Origin of the sequence: Paenibacillus nitricinens (genome assembly GCF_052056485.1) — a bacterium.
GTDB lineage: Bacteria > Bacillota > Bacilli > Paenibacillales > Paenibacillaceae > Paenibacillus_AQ > Paenibacillus_AQ nitricinens.
This window is the reverse complement of sequence record NZ_CP183948.1, coordinates 6,480,881-6,503,564: the sequence shown is the minus strand read 5'-3', so window position 1 is coordinate 6,503,564 and position 22,684 is coordinate 6,480,881. Positions and strand designations below refer to the sequence as shown.

Here is a 22,684-nt window from a genome sequence, read left to right as displayed (position 1 = left end):
GAAATCCGCAAACAAAGGCTGTCGCTAACGCTCCTACAGTTCCAATATTCCCCTCCATTCCTAATCGCTTTTTGTTATGTTCGTTGTTCAGCCTATATAGGGGAGGAAAGTAAGTAGAAGAGCGTCTACATACGGATTACCGTGTTAGACGCTCTTTTAATATCTGAAAAGAGGGACGCAATGCCTACTATACTAGTTGCTGACGACGACGCGAACATTCGCGAACTCGTCTGTTTATTTCTACGTAACGACGGATTTGATACAGCCGAAGCTGCAGACGGCAAAGAAGCGTTAGCCGTTTATGCCTCAAAGCAGGTTGATCTTGTTGTACTCGATATCATGATGCCGGTTATGGATGGGTGGACGTTATGCAAAGAGCTACGAAAAGCCAATCCAGATCTTCCCTTACTTATGCTAACTGCCAGAGGTGAAACCTGGGAGAAGGTGAAGGGCTTCGAACTGGGAACAGACGATTATTTGACGAAGCCATTCGATCCGCTGGAGTTGACGGTTCGTGTTAGATCCTTATTGAAGCGATACAAGATTGGTTCCACCCAGACGATCCAGTTCGGCAACGTCGTCCTTGATCGGCAAACCTATAAGGTGATGAGAGGAACAGAGTCATTCACGTTGCCGCTTAAGGAGTTCGAATTGCTGTACAAGCTAGCTGGAACACCCGGGCAAGTCTATACGCGCGAGCAGTTAATCGATCAGATTTGGGGAATTGATTATGCTGGAGATGATCGAACGATAGACGTACATATTAAGCGTCTACGTGAACGATTTGCGTCTGCAACTGATTTTCGAATCGAAACGGTACGGGGGCTTGGCTATCGGTTTGAGGTCTACGAATGATCAAATCCTTATATACACGTGTTGTTCTGACCTTTCTGGTCTCCGTGATTGGAGGAACATTGATTTCTCTATTTGTGACAACTTGGGTATTCCAAGATAAATTAAACGAAAACCTGCGAATTCCTTTACTTCGCTTTGGTCAGGACATCGCCCGGATATACGAAACCTTACCGTTACATGAAGCGGATGCTCTTGTTAGTGGAATGAAGCAGCTGGATTCCTATCATATTCGAATTTACGATAAGAACGGCCATTACCGGTCCTACGGAGAGCTTAATGGAGAGAGCCCTGCTACCGTGACTAGGGAGCAACTAAAGAAAGTATTGGCTGGTGAAGCTGTTCAAGTAAAACCGAGTATAGGTTCTTCCAACCTCTTAGGACTACCTTTGAAAACTGAAATGGGAACGAAGGCGATGTTTGTGGAGCCGCTTGTGCCTCCTACTTTGTCTTCTACGAGGAATCTGCTATTTAATTTTTTGGCGTATTCGTTAATAACGGGAAGCGTATTAATTTTGGTCGCTTCTATGTTCTTAGTGAGACCGATCAAAAGGCTTACAAAGGCAACTAGGCGTATAGCAACTGGGGATTTTAATGTCGAATTGAATATTAAGCAGATGGGTGAGCTAGGTACCTTGGCTAATAGCTTCGAGGAAATGATGCACGATCTTCAGCACCTTGAGCAAATGCGCAGGGAGTTCGTAACGAATGTGTCACATGAGGTTCAGTCTCCGCTCACCTCCATATCTGGTTATGCTATTGCGCTCAAGAAAGTTGCCCTCACAGAGGATGAACGGAATCGTTATCTCGATATTATTATTGCTGAAGCGGAGCGGATGTCCAAGATGAGCGATAGTCTGTTAAAGCTGAGTGTGCTTGAATCACAATCCCAACAACTGCGACTTATCACGTTCAGTCTTGACGAACAGATCAGACGAGTAATTGTGGCGATACAGCCCCAATGGTCGGCGCGCAACATCAGTTTTGAGCTTGATTTGAAACCAGTAGTCGTATGGGCTGACCATGATTTGTTAAGTCAGGTGTGGACGAATCTCCTTGGAAATAGTATCAAATTCTCCAAGGATGACAGTGTGATTAACGTCAGCATCAAACAAGATTTGAACAATGTATCCGTCCGAATATCCGACACTGGCATTGGTATTTCTCCCGAGGACCAAGAGCGTATATTTGAACGCTTCTTTAAGGCTGATCGTTCCCACAGTCGCAAGTATGGTGGTAGCGGGATGGGACTAGCCATTGTTAAACAGATCGTATCGCTTCATAAAGGGGATATCCGAGTGGAAAGCGAACCTGGCCAAGGAACGACCTTCATCGTCACCTTACCAATTATAGCGCCCACAGAATAATTAGCGTTCAAGGATATTTTGCGAGGGGTTGAACGCCCGCCTCATTGTTCATACTACGGTAGCACAGGTAAGATTTCTTGCTTGCGCTGCCGTAGTATTTTTTTGCCTATTCATATTTAGTTCATATTGTGGTCATGAGGAGTACATCATTGTTGGTTAAGATCTCATTAGCGAAACGTTAAGGCGACATAATAAATAGAATAGGACAGGAGAAGATGAGGGTGACACAAACAGAGGTAATAAAAACGGGGAATGAAAAGAAAAAGCATAAAGTACGTAACTTGTTGCTAAAAATATTAGGAGCAATAGTGATTTTGATCGTGCTTTTTCTAGCTGTTGTTTATACAGTTAATGTGATTAGCAACAAATCTGATCAGAAAAAAATACATCAATATGGTCAGTTAGTTCCTGTTGACGGAAAAAGTATGAATGTTTTGATCCAAGGACAAGGGAAGCAGACTATTGTACTTATCCCGGGCTTTGGAACTGGAGCGCCAGCACTTGATTTTAAGCCGTTGATTGATGAGTTATCACCATTTTACAAAGTGGTCGCGGTTGAGCCGTTTGGTTATGGATTAAGTGATGAGACCGATAAGGAACGAACTACAGCGAATATCATAAGTGAGGTTCATGAAGCCGTACAGAATCTAAACATTGACCAATATATTCTAATGGGTCACTCCATTGGAGGTATTTACGGATTGGAATATGCGAAGAAATATCCAAACGAAGTGAGTGCATTTGTAGGGGTTGATAGTAGTGTTCCTGAGCAAGGCGGTATGGATGTTAAATTCCCGATAAAAAAATTAAAGCTGCTCAAAGACTCAGGTATCATTAGATTGGGATTGCAATTAAGCGGTGACCCTTATGATGGACTGCCATTTGATGATGAGACCAAAAAACAAATGAAATTGATATCGCTCAAAAATATGAATAATTCCACTACCTTAAATGAAATGGAACATATATATCCTAACTTTGTCGCAGCCAGAGGGTTGAAATTCGACAAGAATCTTCCCATTATATTCTTTATACAAGCGAATAATACAACCGTGAAAGATTGGATTCCTCTGCATGAAGGGCAAGTTAAGGAATCTGTGCATGGAAAAGTGATGACATTTGAGGGCGGACATTATTTACACCATTCCAGATCTAAGGAAATCGTTGAGAACCTAAATTTGTTCATGGAAGAAGTCAAATAAAATAAAAAAACGCTCCGACTTTCCTCCTATAAGGAAAATCGGGGCATTCTTTGCGCTTAAGTGCTGAGATTATTTGATGCCGATTCTCATCCGATAGCTGACCAGAACCTCTAGGGTGCGTCCTTGAAAATGTTGTTCAACCGCAGCTGTGAAGTCTGCAATGTCCTGATCGAGCAAGGTAGCGTCCTGTTTCAACACGGTTCGTATTCCGCCTTGACTTAGAGCGAGTCCTACATAGCGCTGCGCATCGCAGGATTCAAGATTATGAAATACGATCTCCCTTGCAAAAGAGAAAGCTCCACTAGCCTGAATCCGTGACAAATGCCCTTCTTTGTCCCATTTATGTGCTCTCTCAGCATCAGGTAAGAGTGAGGCGAGCAGTTCCTCGGATTTGGAGATCAGTTGGTTGTAACGTTCTTCTACCTTCTGTTGAAGGGGGAGAGGCCAGTCGCAATCGTAGGCAGCGAAGACACCACCTGTTCTCAAGACCCGGGAGATTTCTCGAAGTGTGCTTTCAGGATCCATCCAGTGGAATGACTGTGAGCAGGTCACTATGTCTACGCTGTCCACTGCAAGTGGAAGCTGGTTAGAATAACCTTGTACAAAAGTGATGGATTGAGGATCTTCTATCCGGCTTAATTTATCGATTGCTTTTCCCAGCATATCTGGATTCGGTTCAATGCCTATTACGTGGTCCGCGACATCCTTCCACAGAAAAGTAGACAAGCCCGTGCCGCAGCCTATATCTGTGACGACTGAAGGTGTGCTGCCTAAGTAGTCGGTCAGCAGCTTGATGATCAGGGGAGGAGCTTCAGGACGGTAGCGGTCATAGTCCGCTTGAAAGCCGAGAAATCGATCGATGTTTTGCTTGCTATTGTTTTCAGGTATCATGTGATCCTCCTTCATAGAATCTATTTATAGGTCTATTGTATAGCCATCGCTCCGCTATTCCAAATAATGGATTGAAGGCAATCGCAACAACTGCTGCTTAGAATAAACAAAATCCCCGGAGGACACCTTATGTGTGTAACCGGGGATTTTAGGCTATGTCTAGTTTTAGAGTGTGTTAAGAATACCTAGTGCATGCTACCGAAGTAATTCTGGGTCGATGGCAGGTACAAGTCCTTCTGCTGCAGCACGATTTAGTAAGGCAGAGATTGCAGCGTAGCCGTCATCGCCTAAGTTCATCGAGAACTCATTCACATAGAGATCAATATGAGATTTTGCCACTTCTGGAGCTAACTCTTGTGCGTGGCTAAGCACATAGTCTCTAGAGTCAGTAGGATGATCCCATGCATATTGAAGAGAGCTGCGAATCGAGCCAGTGATTGCATCGGTATCCAGATCGCGGCGAGCAATGATCGCGCCGAGTGGAATCGGCAGGCCAGTATCGCTTTCCCACCAGCTGCCTAGGTCAGTCAGCATATTAAGACCATAAGATGCGTAAGTAAAGCGGGCTTCGTGAATTACAAGTCCGGCATCGATATGGCCATCACGTACAGCAGGCATGATCTCATCGAAAGGCATGACGACGATTTCACCGATGCCTCCCGTTATATGCTGTGCTGCCCATAATCTGAAAAGTAGATAAGCCGTAGAGCGTTCGCTAGGCACTGCAATCCGGCGTCCAGCTAGCTTTTCGGGACGTTTGATCGCTGTTGGGCCACTTGCGGTAAGAAGCAACGGCCCGCAGCCGCGACCCAGTGCGCCGCCGCATGGCAGCAGTTTGTAACGCTCAAGAACCCATGGTAAGGCGGCATAGGAGATTTTAAGGACTTCAGGGCCTTCTCCATTAGCAGCAAGTGTGTTGGTAATATCAATGTCGGCATAGGTTACATTCAGTTGTGGTGCATTCGGGACAAGCCCGTGTGCCCAGGCATGGAATACAAAGGTATCGTTAGGGCAAGGGGAAAAAGCGATATTAAGCTCAGTTGTCATTACAGCACCTCCAATAGTATAGCGGCTGCCGCCGTTAATGCTTCCATTGCATCGCCGATCTTCCAGGCGGACCGGTCGCGGGGACCGACCGGGTTCGAAATGGCGCGGAGCTCCAGTACCGGGAGCCCCAGCGCCTCAGCGGCCACGGCAACCCCGTGGCCTTCCATCGCCTCCGCGACGGCACCAGGATGCCGCGCGATGAGGGCGGCGGCCGTCTCCGCGGTGCCGGTCGCCGTCGAGACCGTAAGCACGGTCCCCGTGCTTACGGTCAGTCCGGCCGCTGCCAGCGCGGCCGAAACCGCCTGTACCGTGCCGCGGTCAGCCGGCACGGACACGCTGCCGAAGCCAAGCTCGGCAGCGCTGCGGAAGCCCTCCGGCGTCTCGGCCCCGAGGTCGGCGGCTATCATCTCGCTGGCAACGACCAGCGAGCCTAAAGGTGCCACCCCCGGGAACCCGCCGCCGATCCCGGCGCTAATTACGCAGCCGTAAGATCCGGCTGCGAGTGCTGCGGCGGTTCCCGCCGCCGCTGCTGCCGTACCTGCGCCGGCAGCAATCACATGGAACCTGTCGCTGCCTTGCAGGCCGCGCAGGACCGCGTCTCGCTCTGCGGCTACGGCTGTTACGATCAGCACGCGCCGCGCACCAGCATGTTCCTCCACCATCAGGTTGCCTCCTTTGAGAGAAGTGAAATCGCTTACTAAATAGTCATTCGTAAAGACAAGAATACGCCGTTTTAAGGGTCAGGTCAAACTTAGAGTGATTTTCATCACGCTCTTAAAAATTCGTAGAAAGAACATTAATAGCTCGTTAAGCACCTTATGTTATCTTTTTTAAGTGGCGAGGTTGACAAAGGTAGTGTGAGGAAGTATAGTTATCTTAAATTAAAGATATTTAACATAAAGACATTTACTTTAGATTGTACAACATCGCTGTCAAACTGGAGGTGGAATTGATGAGTAATACCGAAGAGAATGTTCGTAATACAGAGAATACTACGGAGATGGATCAGGCGTCTTCTTTAAAGTTATTTGTTGTATTATCTAAGGCTTACAGAAGCTTGATGGATCAAGCTGTGAAGGATATGAAGAGTTACGGGCTGGCGTCTGCCGAATTCATGGTGCTTGAGGTGCTGTATCACCGGACCCGTATTCCACTGCAACAGATCGGGGAGAAGATTCTCGTTACGAGTGGAAGCATCACCTATAATATCGACAAGCTGGAGAAGAAAGGTCTGCTGAAACGTGTTCCGTGTAGCGAGGACAGACGCGTGACCTATGCGGAGATTACGGATGCAGGGCGTGAGCTGTTCGATAAGATTTTCCCGCGTCATGTGGCTTCGATTCATGATCTAATGCATGGACTGGATAAGGAAGAGAAGGGCCAGGCTATCGATTTACTGAAGAAGTTAGGTAAAGGTGTATAGAGCGCTGAAATATCATTAGGAAGAGCGCTTCTATAAGGTTAGAAGCAGTTCGCTGCTTCTTGCCGCTGGTAGACAAAAAAATTTACCATATATCTTAATGTTAAGATAATTAAATCAAAGAAAATTGGAGTGGATTAACCATGATAAGTGTAGGAATATTATTGATGAGATTAGTGATCGGGATTGCGTTTATCGGACATGGCGCACAAAAGCTATTTGGATGGTTTGGCGGATATGGCCCGAAGGGTACAGGCGGCTGGATGGAGTCCATAGGCATTAAACCAGGCGTTACGATGGCGGTATTAGCAGGTATTCTAGAGCTGGCGGGTGGATTTATGTTCGCGGCAGGGCTACTAACTCCTGTTGCAGCAGTGTTAATCGCTGCTACGATGCTTGGAGCCATCATTAAGGTTCATGCGCCAAATGGCTTCTGGTCTACTGCAAACGGTATTGAGTTTCCACTCACAGTACTTGTGGTTGCGGTAGGTATAGCACTTACGGGGCCGGGTTCGATTTCTCTGGATGCCTTGATTTTTAACTAAGAAGGGGGTTTATAATAATGACACTTCAAACTGCAGGAATCCACCATATTACAGCTTTTGTTGGCGATGCTCAGCGTAATGTTGATTTTTACGCCGGTATTCTAGGACTACGGCTGGTGAAGAAAACGATTAATTTTGACGCTCCGGAAGTTTATCATTTATATTTTGGGAACGAACAGGGTGCACCGGGGACGATAATTACATTCTTTCCATCTTCCATGGGGCGTAAAGGTAGAATCGGCGCTGGACAGGTCGGTGTAACCACTTATGCAATACCTGTGGGCTCATTGGCATTCTGGAAACAACGTCTTGCTGCATATCAAATTTCGGTCACCCTCAGCAATAGAATCTCGGAAACCTATCTATCCTTCACTGATTATGACGGTTTACGTATTGACCTTGTGGAACGTGAGGAAGGAGCGCTTAGTAAGTGGTCTTTCGGAGGGGTTCCTGCCGAGCATGCGATCAAAGGGTTCGGTGGCGCTGTGCTCTACAGCAACAATCCGCTGCAAACGGCAGAGACGCTTGTCCATACGATGGGAATGGAGCATATCGCGGATGGAGACGGATATAGTCGTTACAGAACCACTGGCGATTTGGGTAATATTATTGATCTGAAGACAACGCCAATCCCGCTAGGTGCAGGAGGTACAGGTACGGTTCACCATATTGCATGGCGTGCAAAAGATGATGCTGAGCAGCTGGAATGGGGGCAACATGTACAGAGCCATGGACATCATCCAACACCGGTTCAAGACCGCCAATACTTCAATGCGATCTATTTCCGTGAAAGAGGGGGGATCCTCTTCGAGATTGCTACAGACCCTCCAGGCTTTGCTCGAGATGAGGCACCGGATGCTCTGGGCGAGAAACTGATGCTGCCTTCTTGGTATGAACCGCATCGTACGGCTATCGAAGAAAATTTAAGTCCTATTCAAATAAGAGAAATTGAGGTGAAGCAGGGATGATTCATGTATTTCATAAAGGTAAGGATATAACGAAGCCCACGCTTGTATTATTCCACGGTACGGGGGGCAATGAGCAAGATTTGCTACCGCTTGCGGGGTTATTATCTCCAGATTCATCAGTTCTGGGTATCAGAGGGAATGTTCTAGAGAATGGTATGCCGAGGTTCTTCCGGCGGCTGGCTGAAGGAGTGTTTGATGAAGCCGATCTAATCTTCCGTACTCACGAGATTAAGCAGTTTCTGAACGATGCCGCAGCGCAATACGGATTTGATGCCAACAATCTGGTAGCCGTGGGTTACTCTAACGGTGCAAACATTGCCGGCAGCTTGCTGTTCCACTATAAGGAGGTTTTCCGCGCCGCAATTCTACTGCATCCGATGGTGCCGCTGCGGAATGTAGGGCTTCCTTCTCTTGAAGGGGTGTCTATCTTCATTGGAGCAGGTACAAATGATCCGCTTATCGCTTCTTCGGAGACTGAGGATTTGGAGATTATTTTACAGAAGGCAGGCGCAGAGGTGACAACACACTGGGGCAACCAAGGTCATCGCCTGAGTGTTGCTGAGGCTGAAGCCGCTAGAGATTGGTTGCAAATGCGCAGCACATCTACAAATGCATAAAACAATCAGAATAACCGCCGGAAGGCGGTTATTTTTGTTACACAGGCGCTAGCAGCCCTCCATAAAAGGATTGATCAATTCACTTCCTTTACGTTAGTATGAAGAATACAAAAAAAGGCCTATGGGTTGCTTTAGAAAGGTTGAAGTAAGGATTATGATTGGAATGCAAAATGGTAATAAGCTTGCCGCAGGTGGACCCTCACGGAAGCAGAGATTACAGCTGGCTGTGATTCTCGGTTCCATTACAACGATCGGCCCGTTGTCGATTGATATGTATTTGCCTGCACTGCCTACGCTTGTCGCGGATTTCGGTACGACTGCTGCTTTAGTACAGCTTAGTCTGACCTTCTTTTTGCTGGGACTAGCTTCAGGACAGTTGGTCGCTGGACCGCTGAGTGATGTGTATGGCCGTCGCCGTCCGCTGCTTATAGGAATGTTCATCTATGCCATATCATCAGTGCTGTGTGCTTTTAGTCCGTCGATTGGACTGCTGGTTGCTTTACGGTTTATTCAGGGGCTTGCTGGTTCAGTAGGCGTGGTTGTCTCTAGAGCGGCTGTTCGTGATTTATATAGTGGCTCTGAACTCACGAAGTTCTTCTCACTATTGATGATTGTGAATGGTCTCGGACCGATTTTGGCTCCGGTTATTGGGGGCCAACTGTTAAGAGTAACTACATGGCAGGGGATATTCTTAGTTTTATTTGCTGCCGGAATTATTTTTTGTCTAACCATTTTATTGCGCTTGCCAGAGACACTGCCGAAGGAGCGACGCTCTAAGAGTGGACTGAAGGGGACACTGCTTACCTTCCGGGTATTGCTTGGCAATCGTAAGTTTATGGGCTATGCCTTGTCGCAAGGTTTTGTTACGGCATCCATGTTTGCTTATATCTCAGGTTCTTCTTTTGTATTGCAAAATATTTTTGCGGTTACACCGCAGGTATACAGTCTGATCTTTGCTGTGAATGGGATTGGAATTATTATTACAGGCCAAATTGCCGGCAGACTTGCTGGCAAGGTAAGTGAGACTAAATTGCTATTTAGCGGACTATTGCTCTGTACGACGGGAGGCCTCTTACTACTGCTGACGATTCTGGTAGGAGGAGGGCTGATCCCTATTCTGATCTGTTTATTTGCAGTTGTCTCCAGTGTGGGGATTGTCGGAGCGACCAGCTTCTCATTGGCGATGCAAGATCAAGGAGAAGCGGCAGGCAGTGCCTCGGCGTTAATCGGATTAATTCCTCTGCTGCTAGGTAGCTGTGTGGCGCCACTTGTTGGTCTTGGGGGAGTTGAATCAGCACTTCCGATGGCGATTGTAATAGCAGGGACCGGACTTCTCTCGATTCTTTCTTATATGCTGCTTGTTAGACGAGGAAAAGCAAGCGCCTAGCAGCCCATCCTTACAACCAGCAAGTAGTATTTTCAGCAAACTTTCAGCGGGTCTTAACGTTCCTTACTTGCAAAAGGATTATATTGGAGGTAAGGAAGGGAGGGATAACCATGAGTATATCAGCAGTCTCAGGTTCCACATCGTATACTACCTCGACATCTAGCACTACAGATACCAGTACGCTTGAGAAACAAAAAGCGAAGCTAGAAGCTGAACTGGACAAGATTAATACCAGCGCAGACGATGACAAGACCAAGGAAACGAAAACGAAGCAAATTGAACAACAGATTAAGACCATCGAGGCACAAATCTCGCAGAAGTCTCAGAGCAGTGCTTCCTCCGCTAACAGTGTTGTAGAGGCACCTGCCAAACCTGCGAACAATAAGCCTGCTGCAGCAAGTCCGCAAGAGATAGCTACCGCAACAACGGATAGCAAAGGCAGATTTGATATCCGTGTATAACCTATTGTAAACCGCATTACATAATAAAAAGGGCATCCTTTGCCGTGAGGGATGTCCTTTTTGTTATGTATTTTTAGGTTTAAACTTTAATTTACATGTTCTTTTAACGCATTGTTTGCCAATACTGACAAAGCACCCTTAAGTAAAGTTCCGTCATAATAACCTGTCCATCTTCGTAATATATTTATTATGATTACTCCACTTTTCCCATAAATTCTTTAATTATTGCAGGGGTAAAGGCACTGTTGGCAGTCTAATGGATTAGGTGTTGATTATCACGGGTCATCTATTCCAAGTATTGCTATAATGAATTAGTTGTAAAAATTGTCTAGCACAACATGTGTCAGCGGTAAAGGCAGGTGGGCTCATGCATTCTAAGCAACAGACATTAGAAAGATTCAAAATTGTAAGGCTAATCCTATCTATCTATCGGATCAGGGCGGTCAGAGCTCTTTTTCCAGTCGCTATTATTGCGTTCGTATACTGGGAGGGGCAACATGAGCTGAAGCAGGTTCATTTAGGGCTTATTATGCGTGAACTTAGGCGCGTGCCCACGTCCGCTATTTTTCAAATGGTCGGCTTTGCCCTTCTCGCAGTAGCTGTAATGAGTGCCTATGACTATTTGATTCGGGCACATTTCCGTTTAAAAGTAGGGCTATGGAGTACGTTTCGGTATGCATGGATTGCTAATACATTTAATAATTTGATTGGCTTTGCGGGTCTGGCTGGAGTGGGTTTAAGGACGCTGCTGTATAAAAAAAGTGGAGTGCCAACCTCTGTGCTAACCCCGGCCATCGTATTTCTATCCCCACTTATGATTACTGGGTTATCCTTGCTTTCATGGGCTAATATCTTTGGCTTACTCCCGGCAACGGCTTTGCTGGAAGAACATCGCTGGCTCGTATTCGCAGTATGGGGGATGGCGCTTTATTTGCCGATATTTGTGTTTGTACAGCGCTCAGCACTTTATGCAAAGTGGATTAACCGTGGAGAAGGCAGAACACCATGGTTTACAGTCGTGGCTTCTGTGGGTGCTTCCTTTTTGGAATGGAGCTTTGCAGGCGTGACTTTCTGGACCATCAGCAGCCATCTTTTGGACGAGGTCCATTTCATAGCTATCTTTGGTGTGTTTACGATTGCCGCCATTGCAGGCATATTGAGTATGGCCCCCGGCGGTATCGGTGCATTTGATCTTATCGCCTTGCTTGGACTTACACAGCTTGGATACCAGAGCGATAAGGCGATGGCGGTACTTGTTATCTTTAGATTGTTTTATTATGTCATTCCTTGGTTGATTGGATTGGTGCTGGCTGCACTGGAAATTGGTTTGCAAGGAAAAAAGGGTCTAGATCGTTCAGCTCCAGGGTTCGAACCCTCTCTTAATCTATGGCAAAAGATTTGGGGGTGGCCGGGTCAGTATTCCTTTCTGAGCGATCTAGGGGTGTGGGCTCTCGGTAAGTTAGTATTAGCAAGCGGTCTGATTCTCTTGTTATCTACTGCAACGCCGGGGTTGTTGTATAGGTTGAAGATTACGGAGGAGATATTGTCCTTTCCAGTGATGCAATTGTCGCATCATCTGTCTGTACTTATTGGTTTCATGCTAATTATATTGTCACGGGGGATTACGTTGCGAGTGCATAGTGCATATGTATGGACTAGCATACTTCTGTTCACTGGATCGGTGTTTGCTGTGGCTAAGGGGTTTGATTATGAAGAGGCACTTTTTCTGCTTCTGGTAGCTCTCATCCTGTGGGTATCCAGATCTCGGTTTTATCGAATCAGTGCCCAAGTCAGTAAACAGAGCACGATCTGGTGGTTTGCCCTAACGTCTGTCATCGCGCTTACTTATTATTTGATGGGCAGTTATGTACATCGTGGATTTCTGAAGCATCTGCCTCCCGGAGTGCAGCCTGAATGGCTTCAGCGGCATAGTCATGTCGCCTTTACGGCAATCGGAGGGCTAGCCTTCTCCTGGATCATTCTCACTATGCTGGTAACCCTTCGGCCGCATCATAAGGCGGAGGAGCTTTTCGGTGCTTTTGATATAGCCAAGCTGAAGCGCTTTTTAGAGGGCGTTCAAGGCAATGCCTTGACCCATATGCTGTTTTTAGGGGATAAAAGCTTCTTCTGGGCGCAGAATGACAAGGTGCTTCTTGCGTTTTCCAGAGTCAGAGACAAGCTCGTTGTCCTAGGTGATCCGCTAGGTGAGAAAAGCTTAATGAACGAAGCTATCAATGAATTCAGACAAGCTGCGGATAAATTTGGGCTGGTTGTCGTTTTCTATCAAGCTACGCCTGCCTTCTTATCCATCTATCATGAGCAGGGCTATCGCTTCTTCAAGCTGGGTGAAGAGGCATTGGTAACGCTCAATACCTTTACGCTAAGTGGCAAAAAGAATAGTGATTTGCGCAGTGTAAGCAATCGTTTTGAACGGGAAGGTTATGTTTTTGAAATTGCAACTGCACCACATGCTGAAAATTTACTGCGAGAGCTGCGGTCGGTTTCGGATGAATGGCTGAGCAGGCGAGTCGAAAAAGGATATTCGCTGGGATGGTTCAAGGAAGATTATCTACAGCTAGCGCCCATTGCGATCCTGCGGAACAGCGAAGGGTTGGTACTGGCTTTTGCTTCGATTGCACCGGGGTATGACCGGGGAGAGACCCTGTCTATTGATTTAATGCGCCATCGAAAGGGCGCACCGAATGGTACGATGGATTATTTATTCATTCGTTTGCTGGAATGGGCGAAGTCGGAGGGGTATCACCGCTTTAATCTTGGCAATGCTCCACTATCCAGTGTGGGTCAGAATGCCGGAGCACTACGAGAGGAAAAACTGGCTCATCTCGTGTTTAAAAGAGGTGGACACTGGTACGGCTTTGCCGGACTGCGTCGCTATAAAGAAAAGTTCAGCCCGGAGTGGGAGCCGCGTTACTTGGCCTATCCAGCTTCCGTAACGTTGCCCATCCTTACACTGGATCTGGTAAGGCTAGTATCCCGTCATCCAGAAAATACTCCAAACAACAACTAAAATAGGGTGTTCATCGCTGAAAAATGGCGATGAGCACCCTATTTATATACAACATAATTACTTTTTGTCAGTCCCTGCATCGGGTAGCGCCCAAACAGATACGCTGCCGCCGTTGACCGGGAAGGTCGCCCAGCCATCTTTTTCAATCGTTATAGTCGCCTTGTGATTATGGGTGAAATCCACCCATGCTTCACCAGCGCGTTTTTCCCCTACGAACATTCTTTTTTGGCCGTTTTCACCGTTACTAATCACAACCGCACAACCGGAGCGCTCGATGTCTTTCACGCCGAGCCGCGTCCAGCCAATCGTGTTGGGATGATCGAAATAATCCTTCTGTTCACCATAAGCCTTGTGATAGCGGGTGTATAATAGCGGATCAATGGCATCTTTTTTACCTGGTACAGGTGTAGGACCTTCAATTCCATAATAATCGCCATAAAACACAACCGGATATCCATCGCGTCGCAGTAGGATAAGTGCATAAGCACTTTGCTTAAACCAATCATCTACCCAAGATTCCAGAGCTTCATGGGGTTGAGAATCATGATTATCAACGAACGTTACAGCATTGGTAGGATGGGTCTGCACCAGTGTGTCGTCGAGGATTTTAGTTAAATCAAAGTTTCTACCCCCCAAGGAAGCTGAATGCAGCTTGTAGTGAAGGGAGACATCGAAGAGGTCGATCTTATAATCCACGGTATTTAGAAATTGTCGGCAGGATTCTAAATCCGAATTCCAGAACTCACCCACGATATAGAAATCCTTCTCACATTTATTAAACATTTCTACCGCGAATTCTTTTACAAACTCATGGTTAATATGCTTGATGGCATCTAAGCGAAAGCCGCTGCAGTGGAGCGTGTCCACCAGCCATTTTCCCCATTGGATCATTTCCTTTTTGACCTCTGGATGACTGTAATCAATATTTGCAAACATTAGATAATCGTAGTTGCCGAACTCGTCGTCCACATTCTGGTTCCATGTTTTGTTCTCGCCTACGATACGAAATACTCCTGTTCGCCCCGATTTAGCATCAAAGTCAGTGCCGTTGAAATGATTGTGATTCCACTTAAAGGAAGAGTGTTCATTCCCGCGGCCGGGGAAAGTAAACTTAGTCCAGCCCTCAATCTCGAAAGGCTTGGAGATTTCTTTCATCCGGTCATTAGGGTCGACCTCGATAACCTGAAAGATTTCCTTTTCATCCGCGCCTGCCTTATGATTCATGACTAAATCAACGTACACCGCGATTCCATTTTTTTGACATTCCGAAATGGCGTCGATCAGTGCTTGCTTGGTGCCATATTTGGTGCGTACCGTACCTTTTTGGTCATATTCGCCCAGATCGTATAGATCATACACGCCATAGCCTGTATCGTCAGCGGAGACGGCCTTTGTCGCAGGAGGTACCCAAACAGAATCAATGCCTACGGCCTTTAGCGCGGGAGCTGTTTCTTTTAAGCGATCCCAGTGTTTGCCGTCCGCAGCAACATGCCATTCAAAAAATTGCATCATTGTATGGTTCCTCATTATTTCTTGCGCCTCCCATATCCATAAAGCGAATTTTTCCTACACTCTGATTAAATTTTCAGATAACTCCTATTAAACCTAAAAACAGACTATGAAAAATAAGGACGGTTGAGGAATGCGCTATTAGGGACAAGAATGCATTTATATAGGTTTGAAAAGGGTGATTTCTGACCTCTGGGAGAGGTGAACAGCGTTTCGTCCGTTTCTTTTCGAACTGTACAGGGCATGATCAGCCTCTGAGAGCAGCTCTTCTAGAGTGGCTTCAAGACTTAGGGCTTCTACTACTCCGAAGCTGGCGGTCACGTTAATGGGCCCGATAAGCGTGTACAAGATGCTTTGTTCAATATCGGCACGGATAGTTTCACAGAGCCCTGCAGCTTGCTTCAACGACGTATCTGGTAGACAGATCACGAATTCCTCGCCGCCATAACGACCGAAGAGATCTCCTTCTCGTAGATGTCTGCTGCACACCTGAACAATATGCTGGAGAGCTTGATCTCCATATTGATGCCCGTAGCGGTCATTAATGCTCTTGAAGAAGTCTACATCCAGTAAAATCATGGAGAATGAACTGCGCAGGCTGGCGGACTGTGTAAGCAGCGCTCGACTGAGCTCCAAGAAATAAGTGCGGTTATATATCCCCGTTAAGCTGTCCATCGTAGCCAATTGACGCAGTTTGTCCCGAAGCAGTATTTGTTCAGTCACGTCGATCAGCATAATCATCTGGCCCGCGATGTTTCCCCCTTGTTTTTGTACCGGAGAGGAGCGGATTTGATAATAACAGATTTCACCAGCTTTGTTCCAAGCCACTTCCCGTTCTTCGCGCAACAGCGGCTCGGCATCCATTACATAGGACAAGGCGTCTTTGCCTGCGTTAAGAAACAGCTGCGCTAAGGGTCTGCCAATCGATGAGGAGTTCAGCCCCTCTATCATATCCGCAGCTGCACGATTGTAATCGACTAGCATGTCCGAGCGGTCGGTGACAAGCACGCCTTCTCGCATGCTTTCGAACAGATTCTCACGAGCAATAGGTGCGGCAGTTAACATTCCCCGGGATAAAATAGCCCAAATATATAGGCATGAAGTCAAGCTCATAATGATGGGGACCGGGTCCATACCGTAAGGCGTTAAGCCCATTAGATATAAAAATGAGCCAAGGGTGGGAAGGCTTAGTCCGATGATGATCGTGATGATTTGCCTGCGGTATACTCGCTTCATTCGGTTCCACTGCCAGATCATAAGGCAAATGGCTGCCAGCAGACAGCCAAAAGTAAAGCTGCCGTGAACAATATACCAAGGTCCCATCACTACATCAACAAGTGGGGACGGGGTATTGTCTCGTAAATAAATGGATTTATAGAAGAGATGATGATAATCGTTAGTCCATACCAACAGTGTTGAAATGAACGGAATGATAAATAATGCCACCCGCATGCCTTTTTTAAACAAACCCTCCAGCCCAACGAAATGTATCACCATAATTAGGCTTGCCGGTGCAATAAAGGGCATCCCCAGATACTCTAGCTTAATCCAGAGACTGATTTCCTCCAGTGTTTTTCCTGATAGCTCTAAAGCAAAACCGAAGGTGTAAATAGCAGATGCAAAGGAACTTATAACAAAAGCTCTGATGCCTAAGAAATCGGTTTTTTTATAATAGGCGAAAAGGGCTAGTAGTACGCTCAGCACACCTGATATAGCAACAATAACAATATAATTCGAAATTACAGATCCCATGGGTCTATTGTCACCTACTAAGGAGAGATATTGGATAAATATTACCACATATTTACGGATATAAAAAAATAAGTTCTGATTCGCAACTCGAAAAATGTCTCATAGACAAAATGACGCAAATTCACAGGAGCTATTTTACTAATTGTCTAATGAGAGTGTAGCGAGCAGGGTGTAACATGTTAGTTAATACTACACGACAGAAGAATTAACTCAATTTACTCAATTATGAGTTAGATTAACTAACATTAAATGCAGAGCTTATTTTGATAAGGGGGGCTGAGGATGTCATTACTCGCGACCAATATTCCGGAAATTCAGCTGAAAAATGTTGAAATGCGCTATCGGACAGAAGCTGCAGAAGTGCTTGCGCTGCATCAGGTGAGTCTTGATATTGCCAAGGGGGAGTTCGTCTCACTGCTCGGGCCTTCAGGATGTGGCAAAACAACGCTTTTGAGACTGATGGCAGATCTCATCGTGCCAACGGGCGGGAATATTGTAGTCGCTGGAAAAAGTGCCAGAGAAGCAAGGCTGGCCCAGAAATATGGCATTGTTTTTCAAAGTCCAGTGCTGTATGACTGGCGGAAGGTGAAGCATAACATTACCTTGCCACTGGAACTGATGGGCGTCAAGAAGTCGATCCGAGAGGAAAAGGCGATGGAGCTGCTTGATCTAGTGGGGCTGCAGAGCTTTGCAGATAAATATCCATGGCAGCTAAGTGGAGGGATGCAGCAACGTGTGGCGATTGCCAGGGCGTTGTCGATGGAGCCGGAAATTCTGCTGATGGATGAGCCGTTCTCTGCGCTGGATGAATTTACGCGTGAGCGTCTAAATGAAGAGCTGCTGTCCGTCTGGAGTAAGGTGCAGAACACCATTGTCTTTGTAACGCATAGTATTCCTGAATCTATATTCCTTTCAGACCGGGTGTTTGTTCTTTCCCCGCATCCAGGTCGCTTGTCCGCTGTGGTTGATATTCCTCTGCCACGTCCACGAACGGCGGAAATGAGAAACAGCCCAGCGTTTTTCGAACTGATCGCAAATATTCGCGACAGCTTCGAAGGGGTGTGAGGATGAGAGGGGGCAGTATCTTCATACGAGGTCGCCTGCTGCCATTGTTTGTCTGGATTGTGGGTCTGCTGCTGCTCTGGGAAGGAACCTCCTGGATGCTGCTCCATGTGGTGGAGACGCCGCTAGCACAGTCCAAACTGCCTTATGTGCATGAGGTGTTAGCCACCTTCTGGCAGTATGGAGGCACACTCTTGAAGGAAGGAGCCGCGACCTTCGGCAATGCGGGTGTTGGTTTCCTGATTGGGGCTGTGGCTGGTGCCTCATTAGCAGTGCTGATGAGCTTATCGAAGACAATAGAGCAGTTAACCTTTCCTTATGCGATTGCCTCACAAATGATTCCGATTCTAGGGCTGGCGCCAATCATCTATGGGATTGTGCGCGATGAACAGACCTCACGGATTATTATTTCGGGCTATATCACCTTTTTCCCGGTGGCATTGAACATGCTACGCGGTTTGCGAAGTGTAGATCCTTCAGCGCTTGAATTAATGCATTCTTACGCAGCGAAGCCGTGGGCAGTCTATTGGAAACTGAGATTTCCAGCAGCTCTGCCTGGTTTGTTCGGGGGACTTAAAATAGCTGCTCCGCTTGCTGTCACTGGTGCTATCCTGGTAGAGCTGATGGGTGCACAGCACGGGATTGGTGTAATCATGCTGCGCAATCTCTACTATGGCAGCTCTCATACCTATATGTTCTGGTCTACGGTGATTGTTGGCGCTTTGTTGGGAATTGCAAGCTATTGGTTGATTAGTCTAATCGAACGTCTGGTAGCGCCGTGGCAGCCTGAATATCGTCCGAAAGGAGGCGGTGGCTAATGGAGACCAACTCTGTTCGGGAGATCCCGTTTATTGGCCCTGTAAGTAATGAAACGGCTGAACCAGCGCGTTGGGGCGGTTCACGAATGCTGAAGAGAATCTTTAACACAAGGGTGTTACTGCCTATGTTAGCGGGTGTGTTGTTCCTTGCCCTATGGGAATTTCAATTTTTTCATAAGATCTTTGATTTGAAAAAATATCAGCTGCCGCTGCCTACAGCCATTGCTGCGACCATGAGAGATAATTTCAGCTTGTTGTTGTCCTATACCGGATACACCCTTACTGAGGCTGTGTTAGGAATGTTGGTTGGTTCTGCGATTGGATTTCTGATTGCATTAGCCGCTACTGCGTGGCCGCGTTGGGGGAGCGGAAGCTTAACGCTGGTTGCTGCTCTAAATGCTGTGCCCATCGTCGCCCTCGCGCCCATTATGAATCTGTGGTTCGGGGATGGAATAGGCTCGCGAATTGCCATAGTAACGGCGACTACGATGGCGACAATGGCGATCAATGCCTATAAAGGCATGGCGGCGATCGATCCATTGGCTTTGGATCTGATGCATTCCTACGCGGCGGGTAAGCCGGCAGTATTTCGTTATTTGCGGATTCAGAGCAGTCTGCCTTATATATTTACGGCGCTGAAGATTAACGCCACTGCCAGCATGATCGGGGCCATTGTTGGGGAATTCTTTTTCTCCTCCAAAGGGCTTGGGTATCTGCTCTCCAATTCCATAAAGGTCGCCAAAATGCCGCTAGGCTGGTCCTGCATTGTTCTGGCTGCCATTGCAGGTGTACTTTTCTACCTGGTGGTTGAGCGACTGGAGAAAGTATTCATCAAGTGGCATCCTTCGCAGCGTTAACCTAATGATCATTACATCCAGTGATGTGGGAATGGAATAGAGAAACCGCCCGCGGCTGTCTGCATAGCGCGTACCACGATGATTGTCCATACTGTGCTGTCTTACAATATAAGGATCTATAAGTTTCACACTATACATCATTCCTTATATTTCTCGCTTAAGCGCTTATCGTCCTTATAAGGACGCGGAAGGCGTTTATGCTTGGTACAAACTTAAATTACGGTAGGGGGAGTTTCATTGATGAACGGCAAAAAACACAAATTTCGTGGTGGTTTGTTGGCGATCGTGATGATGTTGAGTGTTTCTTTAATGGCGGGTTGCGGGGGCAATAATAATAACCCGGCAGCTGAAGCTACGACTGCTCCTGAAACTTCAGCAGCTCCTGAGGCAAGTGCTGCGGCTGATCCGGTAACCGTGAAGCTGCAGCTGAAATGGGTGCCGCAGGCGCAATTCGCCGGGTATTTTGTGGCGCAGGATAAAGGTTATTACAAGGAAGAGGGACTAAATGTAGAGATTTTGCCGGGTGGGCCGGATATTGTTCCAGAACAGCAAGTGGCAGGTGGTTCTGCGGATATTGGTGTTGGTTGGGTAGCCAGTCTACTGCCGAGTCTGGAAGAGGGTATGCCGCTGGTGCAAATCGCGCAAATCTATCAAAAGAGCGGATTGGTCCTAGTCTCCAAAAAATCGGCAGGCATCAATTCCGCAGCCGATCTAAAAGGTAAAAAGGTTGGGAACTGGATGGGTGGCAATGAATTTGAGCTATTAGCCCTGTTTGATAAATATAAATTCGATCCGAACAAGGATCTAAGCTTTACGAAGCAAGGTTTTACGATGGATCAGTTCTTAGGGGATCAGATTGATGCGGCTTCGGCGATGACATATAACGAATATCAGGTTGTACTTGAGTCGGGCATCAAGGCAGAGGATCTGAATGTGATCGATATGAATACAGAAGGTGTAGCGATGCTGGAGGATAACTTGTTTGCCAATAAGGAATGGCTTGCGGAGAACAAGGAGACTGCGGCCAAGTTTGTTCGCGCTTCTTTGAAGGGCTGGAAAGACGCCATTGCCGATCCTGCGGCTGCGGTGGACAGTGTAATGAAGCAAGCGGAAGATGGCAGTACGACTAAAGAGCATCAACTAACGATGATGACCGAGGTTGCCAAGCTGATTCTGCCTGAGGGCTTTGATAGTGCCAAAATGGGATTCACCGATGCAGCAGCGTTCCAGCAAACGGCTGATATTTCGCAAAAGTTCGGTGTTATTAAAGAACCGGCTAAGGTAGATGCAGCTTACACGAACGAAATCGTAGAAATGGCGGCAAAGTAAGAAGTCGAACTTATAGTTATAATAGATGACCGCCCGTTCTGGCGGTCATCTATTATAATCAGCAGTCTATCTGTGCATCTGAAATAGAGAAAGAGGTGCGAGTTATGTCTCTCCTAGTGACACAAGTCGGAAAGGTTAAGAATTATGTGAATGGCGCTTGGGTAGCGTCGTCATCTGGGCAGGAAGAAGAGGTATATAATCCGGCGACTGGTGAAGTAATTGCCTACGTGCCCCTATCAAGCAAAGAAGAATTGGGTAGGGCGGTCGATGCGGCTGCTGTAGCATTTCAATTGTGGAAAAGAGTCGCCGTGCCCCGTCGCGCACGTTATTTCTTTCAATATCAACAGCTGCTGTTAGAGCATTGGCATGAGCTGGCTGAGCTGATTACGCTGGAGAATGGGAAGAGTCTGGAAGAGGCGCAGGGGGAGGTGCAGCGTGGTATTGAGTGTGTGGAATTTGCCGCAGGCATCCCCACATTAATGATGGGCAGCCAGCTTCCTGATATCGCTACCGGAATTGAATCCGGGATGTACCGTTATCCGTTGGGGGTTATTGGGGGGATTGCCCCGTTTAATTTTCCGATGATGGTCCCTTGCTGGATGTTTCCACTCGCCATTGCTTGTGGGAATTCCTTTGTGCTGAAGCCTTCTGAGCGTACGCCACTGCTCGTTAATCGGTTGGCTGAGCTATTTGCCGAAGCGGGTTTTCCGCCAGGTGTGCTGAATGTTGTTCATGGAGCACATGAGGTGGTCAACGGGCTGCTGGAACATGAGGAAGTGAAGGCGATTTCGTTCGTGGGCTCGCAGCCGGTAGCGGAATATGTATACAAGACAGGGACGGCGCAGGGCAAGCGGGTGCAGGCTTTAGCAGGAGCTAAGAATCATTCCATTGTTCTGCCTGACGCGGAGCTGGACAATGCGGTGAAAAATATTATTGCGGCGGCCTTTGGCTCTGCGGGTGAGCGGTGTATGGCTTGCTCGGTTGTGGTAGTCCATGAGGCCATCGCTGACGAGCTAGTTGATCGCCTGATAGCTGGTGCGGATGAGCTTAAGATTGGTAATGGTGCCGCTGACGGGGTATTTCTGGGTCCGGTCATCCGTCAGTCGAATAAGGAGCGTACGCTCGATTACATTGAGATTGGAAAGGCTGAACAAGCCGAGCTTGTGAGAGACGGACGGAAAGATCCGGCTGCGGGCGGTGTGGGTTATTTTATCGGGCCGACGATCTTTGATTATGTACAGCCGGGAATGACCATCTGGAAGGATGAAATTTTTGCGCCAGTATTGTCTGTGATTCGTGTGAAAAGTCTTAGTGAAGCGATTGTGGTAACGAATCAGTCCCCATTCGCGAATGGGGCGTGCATTTATACAGATAGCGCAAAGGCGATCCGTGAATTCCGGGAAGAAATTGATGCAGGGATGCTGGGTGTGAATCTGGGCGTGCCTGCACCCATGGCCTTTTTTCCCTTCTCGGGTTATAAGAAATCATTCTATGGAGATCTGCATGCCAATGGGCGAGATGGGGTGGAATTTTATACACGTAAAAAGATGCTCACTGCCCGCTATTAGAAAA

20 protein-coding genes are annotated in these 22,684 nt (G+C 47.1%); 15 read left to right on the top strand and 5 right to left on the bottom strand.

Annotated elements, in window-relative coordinates; translation table 11 throughout:
• Positions 1 to 180 precede the first annotated feature (180 nt).
• The 3 genes from ACN6KS_RS28960 to ACN6KS_RS28950 all read left to right on the top strand — a co-directional run bounded on the left by ACN6KS_RS28960 (position 181) and on the right by ACN6KS_RS28950 (position 3,421).
• A complete protein-coding gene (locus ACN6KS_RS28960; protein ID WP_094868343.1) occupies positions 181 to 855 on the top strand; it encodes a response regulator transcription factor in 675 nt (224 codons plus the stop codon).
• Positions 852 to 2,219, top strand: coding sequence for a sensor histidine kinase (locus ACN6KS_RS28955; RefSeq protein ID WP_094868342.1), 1,368 nt, complete (start codon positions 852 to 854; stop codon positions 2,217 to 2,219). The genes ACN6KS_RS28960 and ACN6KS_RS28955 overlap by 4 nt, the downstream gene beginning before the upstream one ends.
• A gap of 221 nt (positions 2,220 to 2,440) precedes the next feature.
• Positions 2,441 to 3,421, top strand: coding sequence for an alpha/beta hydrolase (locus ACN6KS_RS28950; protein ID WP_042192697.1), 981 nt, complete (start codon positions 2,441 to 2,443; stop codon positions 3,419 to 3,421).
• A 69-nt stretch (positions 3,422 to 3,490) separates the two neighbouring features.
• Here ACN6KS_RS28950 and ACN6KS_RS28945 read toward each other — a convergent pair whose 3' ends face one another.
• The 3 genes from ACN6KS_RS28945 to ACN6KS_RS28935 all read right to left on the bottom strand — a co-directional run bounded on the left by ACN6KS_RS28945 (position 3,491) and on the right by ACN6KS_RS28935 (position 6,021).
• Positions 3,491 to 4,312, bottom strand: coding sequence for a class I SAM-dependent methyltransferase (locus ACN6KS_RS28945; protein WP_440960991.1), 822 nt, complete (start codon positions 4,310 to 4,312; stop codon positions 3,491 to 3,493).
• A gap of 195 nt (positions 4,313 to 4,507) precedes the next feature.
• The gene (locus ACN6KS_RS28940; protein WP_094868340.1) at positions 4,508 to 5,359 is read right to left on the bottom strand and encodes a 1,4-dihydroxy-6-naphthoate synthase; all 852 of its coding nucleotides are present in this window, start codon (positions 5,357 to 5,359) and stop codon (positions 4,508 to 4,510) included.
• The gene (locus tag ACN6KS_RS28935) at positions 5,359 to 6,021 is read right to left on the bottom strand and encodes a futalosine hydrolase (protein WP_094868339.1); all 663 of its coding nucleotides are present in this window, start codon (positions 6,019 to 6,021) and stop codon (positions 5,359 to 5,361) included. The genes ACN6KS_RS28940 and ACN6KS_RS28935 overlap by 1 nt, the downstream gene beginning before the upstream one ends.
• Before the next feature lie 290 nt (positions 6,022 to 6,311).
• Between ACN6KS_RS28935 and ACN6KS_RS28930 the strand changes: the two genes are divergently transcribed.
• The 7 genes from ACN6KS_RS28930 (at position 6,312) to mprF (ending at position 13,785) form a co-directional block, all read left to right on the top strand.
• Positions 6,312 to 6,782 (top strand): MarR family winged helix-turn-helix transcriptional regulator, encoded by a 471-nt coding sequence (locus ACN6KS_RS28930; RefSeq protein ID WP_280787328.1) that lies wholly within the window; start codon positions 6,312 to 6,314, stop codon positions 6,780 to 6,782.
• 140 nt (positions 6,783 to 6,922) lie between these two features.
• Positions 6,923 to 7,324 carry a DoxX family protein gene (locus tag ACN6KS_RS28925; RefSeq protein ID WP_094868338.1) on the top strand — a complete coding sequence of 134 codons (402 nt, stop codon included), beginning with the start codon at positions 6,923 to 6,925 and terminating at the stop codon, positions 7,322 to 7,324.
• A gap of 17 nt (positions 7,325 to 7,341) precedes the next feature.
• A complete protein-coding gene (locus ACN6KS_RS28920; RefSeq protein WP_094877284.1) occupies positions 7,342 to 8,292 on the top strand; it encodes a ring-cleaving dioxygenase in 951 nt (316 codons plus the stop codon).
• Positions 8,289 to 8,909 (top strand): alpha/beta hydrolase, encoded by a 621-nt coding sequence (locus tag ACN6KS_RS28915; protein WP_440960990.1) that lies wholly within the window; start codon positions 8,289 to 8,291, stop codon positions 8,907 to 8,909. Before ACN6KS_RS28920 ends, ACN6KS_RS28915 begins: the two co-directional genes overlap by 4 nt.
• Before the next feature lie 163 nt (positions 8,910 to 9,072).
• Positions 9,073 to 10,296 (top strand): multidrug effflux MFS transporter, encoded by a 1,224-nt coding sequence (locus ACN6KS_RS28910; protein ID WP_094868488.1) that lies wholly within the window; start codon positions 9,073 to 9,075, stop codon positions 10,294 to 10,296.
• Between the two features lie 110 nt (positions 10,297 to 10,406).
• Positions 10,407 to 10,757 (top strand): FlxA-like family protein, encoded by a 351-nt coding sequence (locus tag ACN6KS_RS28905; protein WP_094868335.1) that lies wholly within the window; start codon positions 10,407 to 10,409, stop codon positions 10,755 to 10,757.
• A gap of 367 nt (positions 10,758 to 11,124) precedes the next feature.
• Entirely contained in the window at positions 11,125 to 13,785 is a 2,661-nt protein-coding gene (mprF, locus tag ACN6KS_RS28900) for a bifunctional lysylphosphatidylglycerol flippase/synthetase MprF (RefSeq protein WP_440960989.1), read from the top strand.
• A gap of 57 nt (positions 13,786 to 13,842) precedes the next feature.
• On the opposite strand, the gene ACN6KS_RS28895 is transcribed toward mprF, so the two are convergent.
• Positions 13,843 to 15,315 carry an alpha-amylase gene (locus tag ACN6KS_RS28895; protein ID WP_094868333.1) on the bottom strand — a complete coding sequence of 491 codons (1,473 nt, stop codon included), beginning with the start codon at positions 15,313 to 15,315 and terminating at the stop codon, positions 13,843 to 13,845.
• Positions 15,316 to 15,453: 138 nt separating this feature from the next.
• Positions 15,454 to 17,046: a histidine kinase N-terminal 7TM domain-containing protein gene (locus tag ACN6KS_RS28890; protein WP_440960988.1), complete on the bottom strand. Its 1,593-nt coding sequence runs from the start codon at positions 17,044 to 17,046 to the stop codon at positions 15,454 to 15,456.
• 282 nt (positions 17,047 to 17,328) lie between these two features.
• Here ACN6KS_RS28890 and ACN6KS_RS28885 point away from each other — a divergent pair, with 282 nt between their 5' ends.
• The 5 genes from ACN6KS_RS28885 (at position 17,329) to ACN6KS_RS28865 (ending at position 22,680) form a co-directional block, all read left to right on the top strand.
• Complete coding sequence (locus ACN6KS_RS28885) at positions 17,329 to 18,111, top strand: ABC transporter ATP-binding protein (RefSeq protein ID WP_094868331.1); 783 nt, start codon at positions 17,329 to 17,331, stop codon at positions 18,109 to 18,111.
• 2 nt (positions 18,112 to 18,113) lie between these two features.
• Positions 18,114 to 18,926 (top strand): ABC transporter permease, encoded by an 813-nt coding sequence (locus tag ACN6KS_RS28880; RefSeq protein ID WP_440960987.1) that lies wholly within the window; start codon positions 18,114 to 18,116, stop codon positions 18,924 to 18,926.
• Positions 18,926 to 19,783, top strand: coding sequence for an ABC transporter permease (locus tag ACN6KS_RS28875; protein WP_341135931.1), 858 nt, complete (start codon positions 18,926 to 18,928; stop codon positions 19,781 to 19,783). The genes ACN6KS_RS28880 and ACN6KS_RS28875 overlap by 1 nt, the downstream gene beginning before the upstream one ends.
• Positions 19,784 to 20,023: 240 nt before the next feature.
• A complete protein-coding gene (locus ACN6KS_RS28870; protein WP_440960986.1) occupies positions 20,024 to 21,112 on the top strand; it encodes an ABC transporter substrate-binding protein in 1,089 nt (362 codons plus the stop codon).
• 104 nt (positions 21,113 to 21,216) lie between these two features.
• The gene (locus tag ACN6KS_RS28865) at positions 21,217 to 22,680 is read left to right on the top strand and encodes a CoA-acylating methylmalonate-semialdehyde dehydrogenase (RefSeq protein ID WP_440960985.1); all 1,464 of its coding nucleotides are present in this window, start codon (positions 21,217 to 21,219) and stop codon (positions 22,678 to 22,680) included.
• Positions 22,681 to 22,684: the final 4 nt, after the last annotated feature.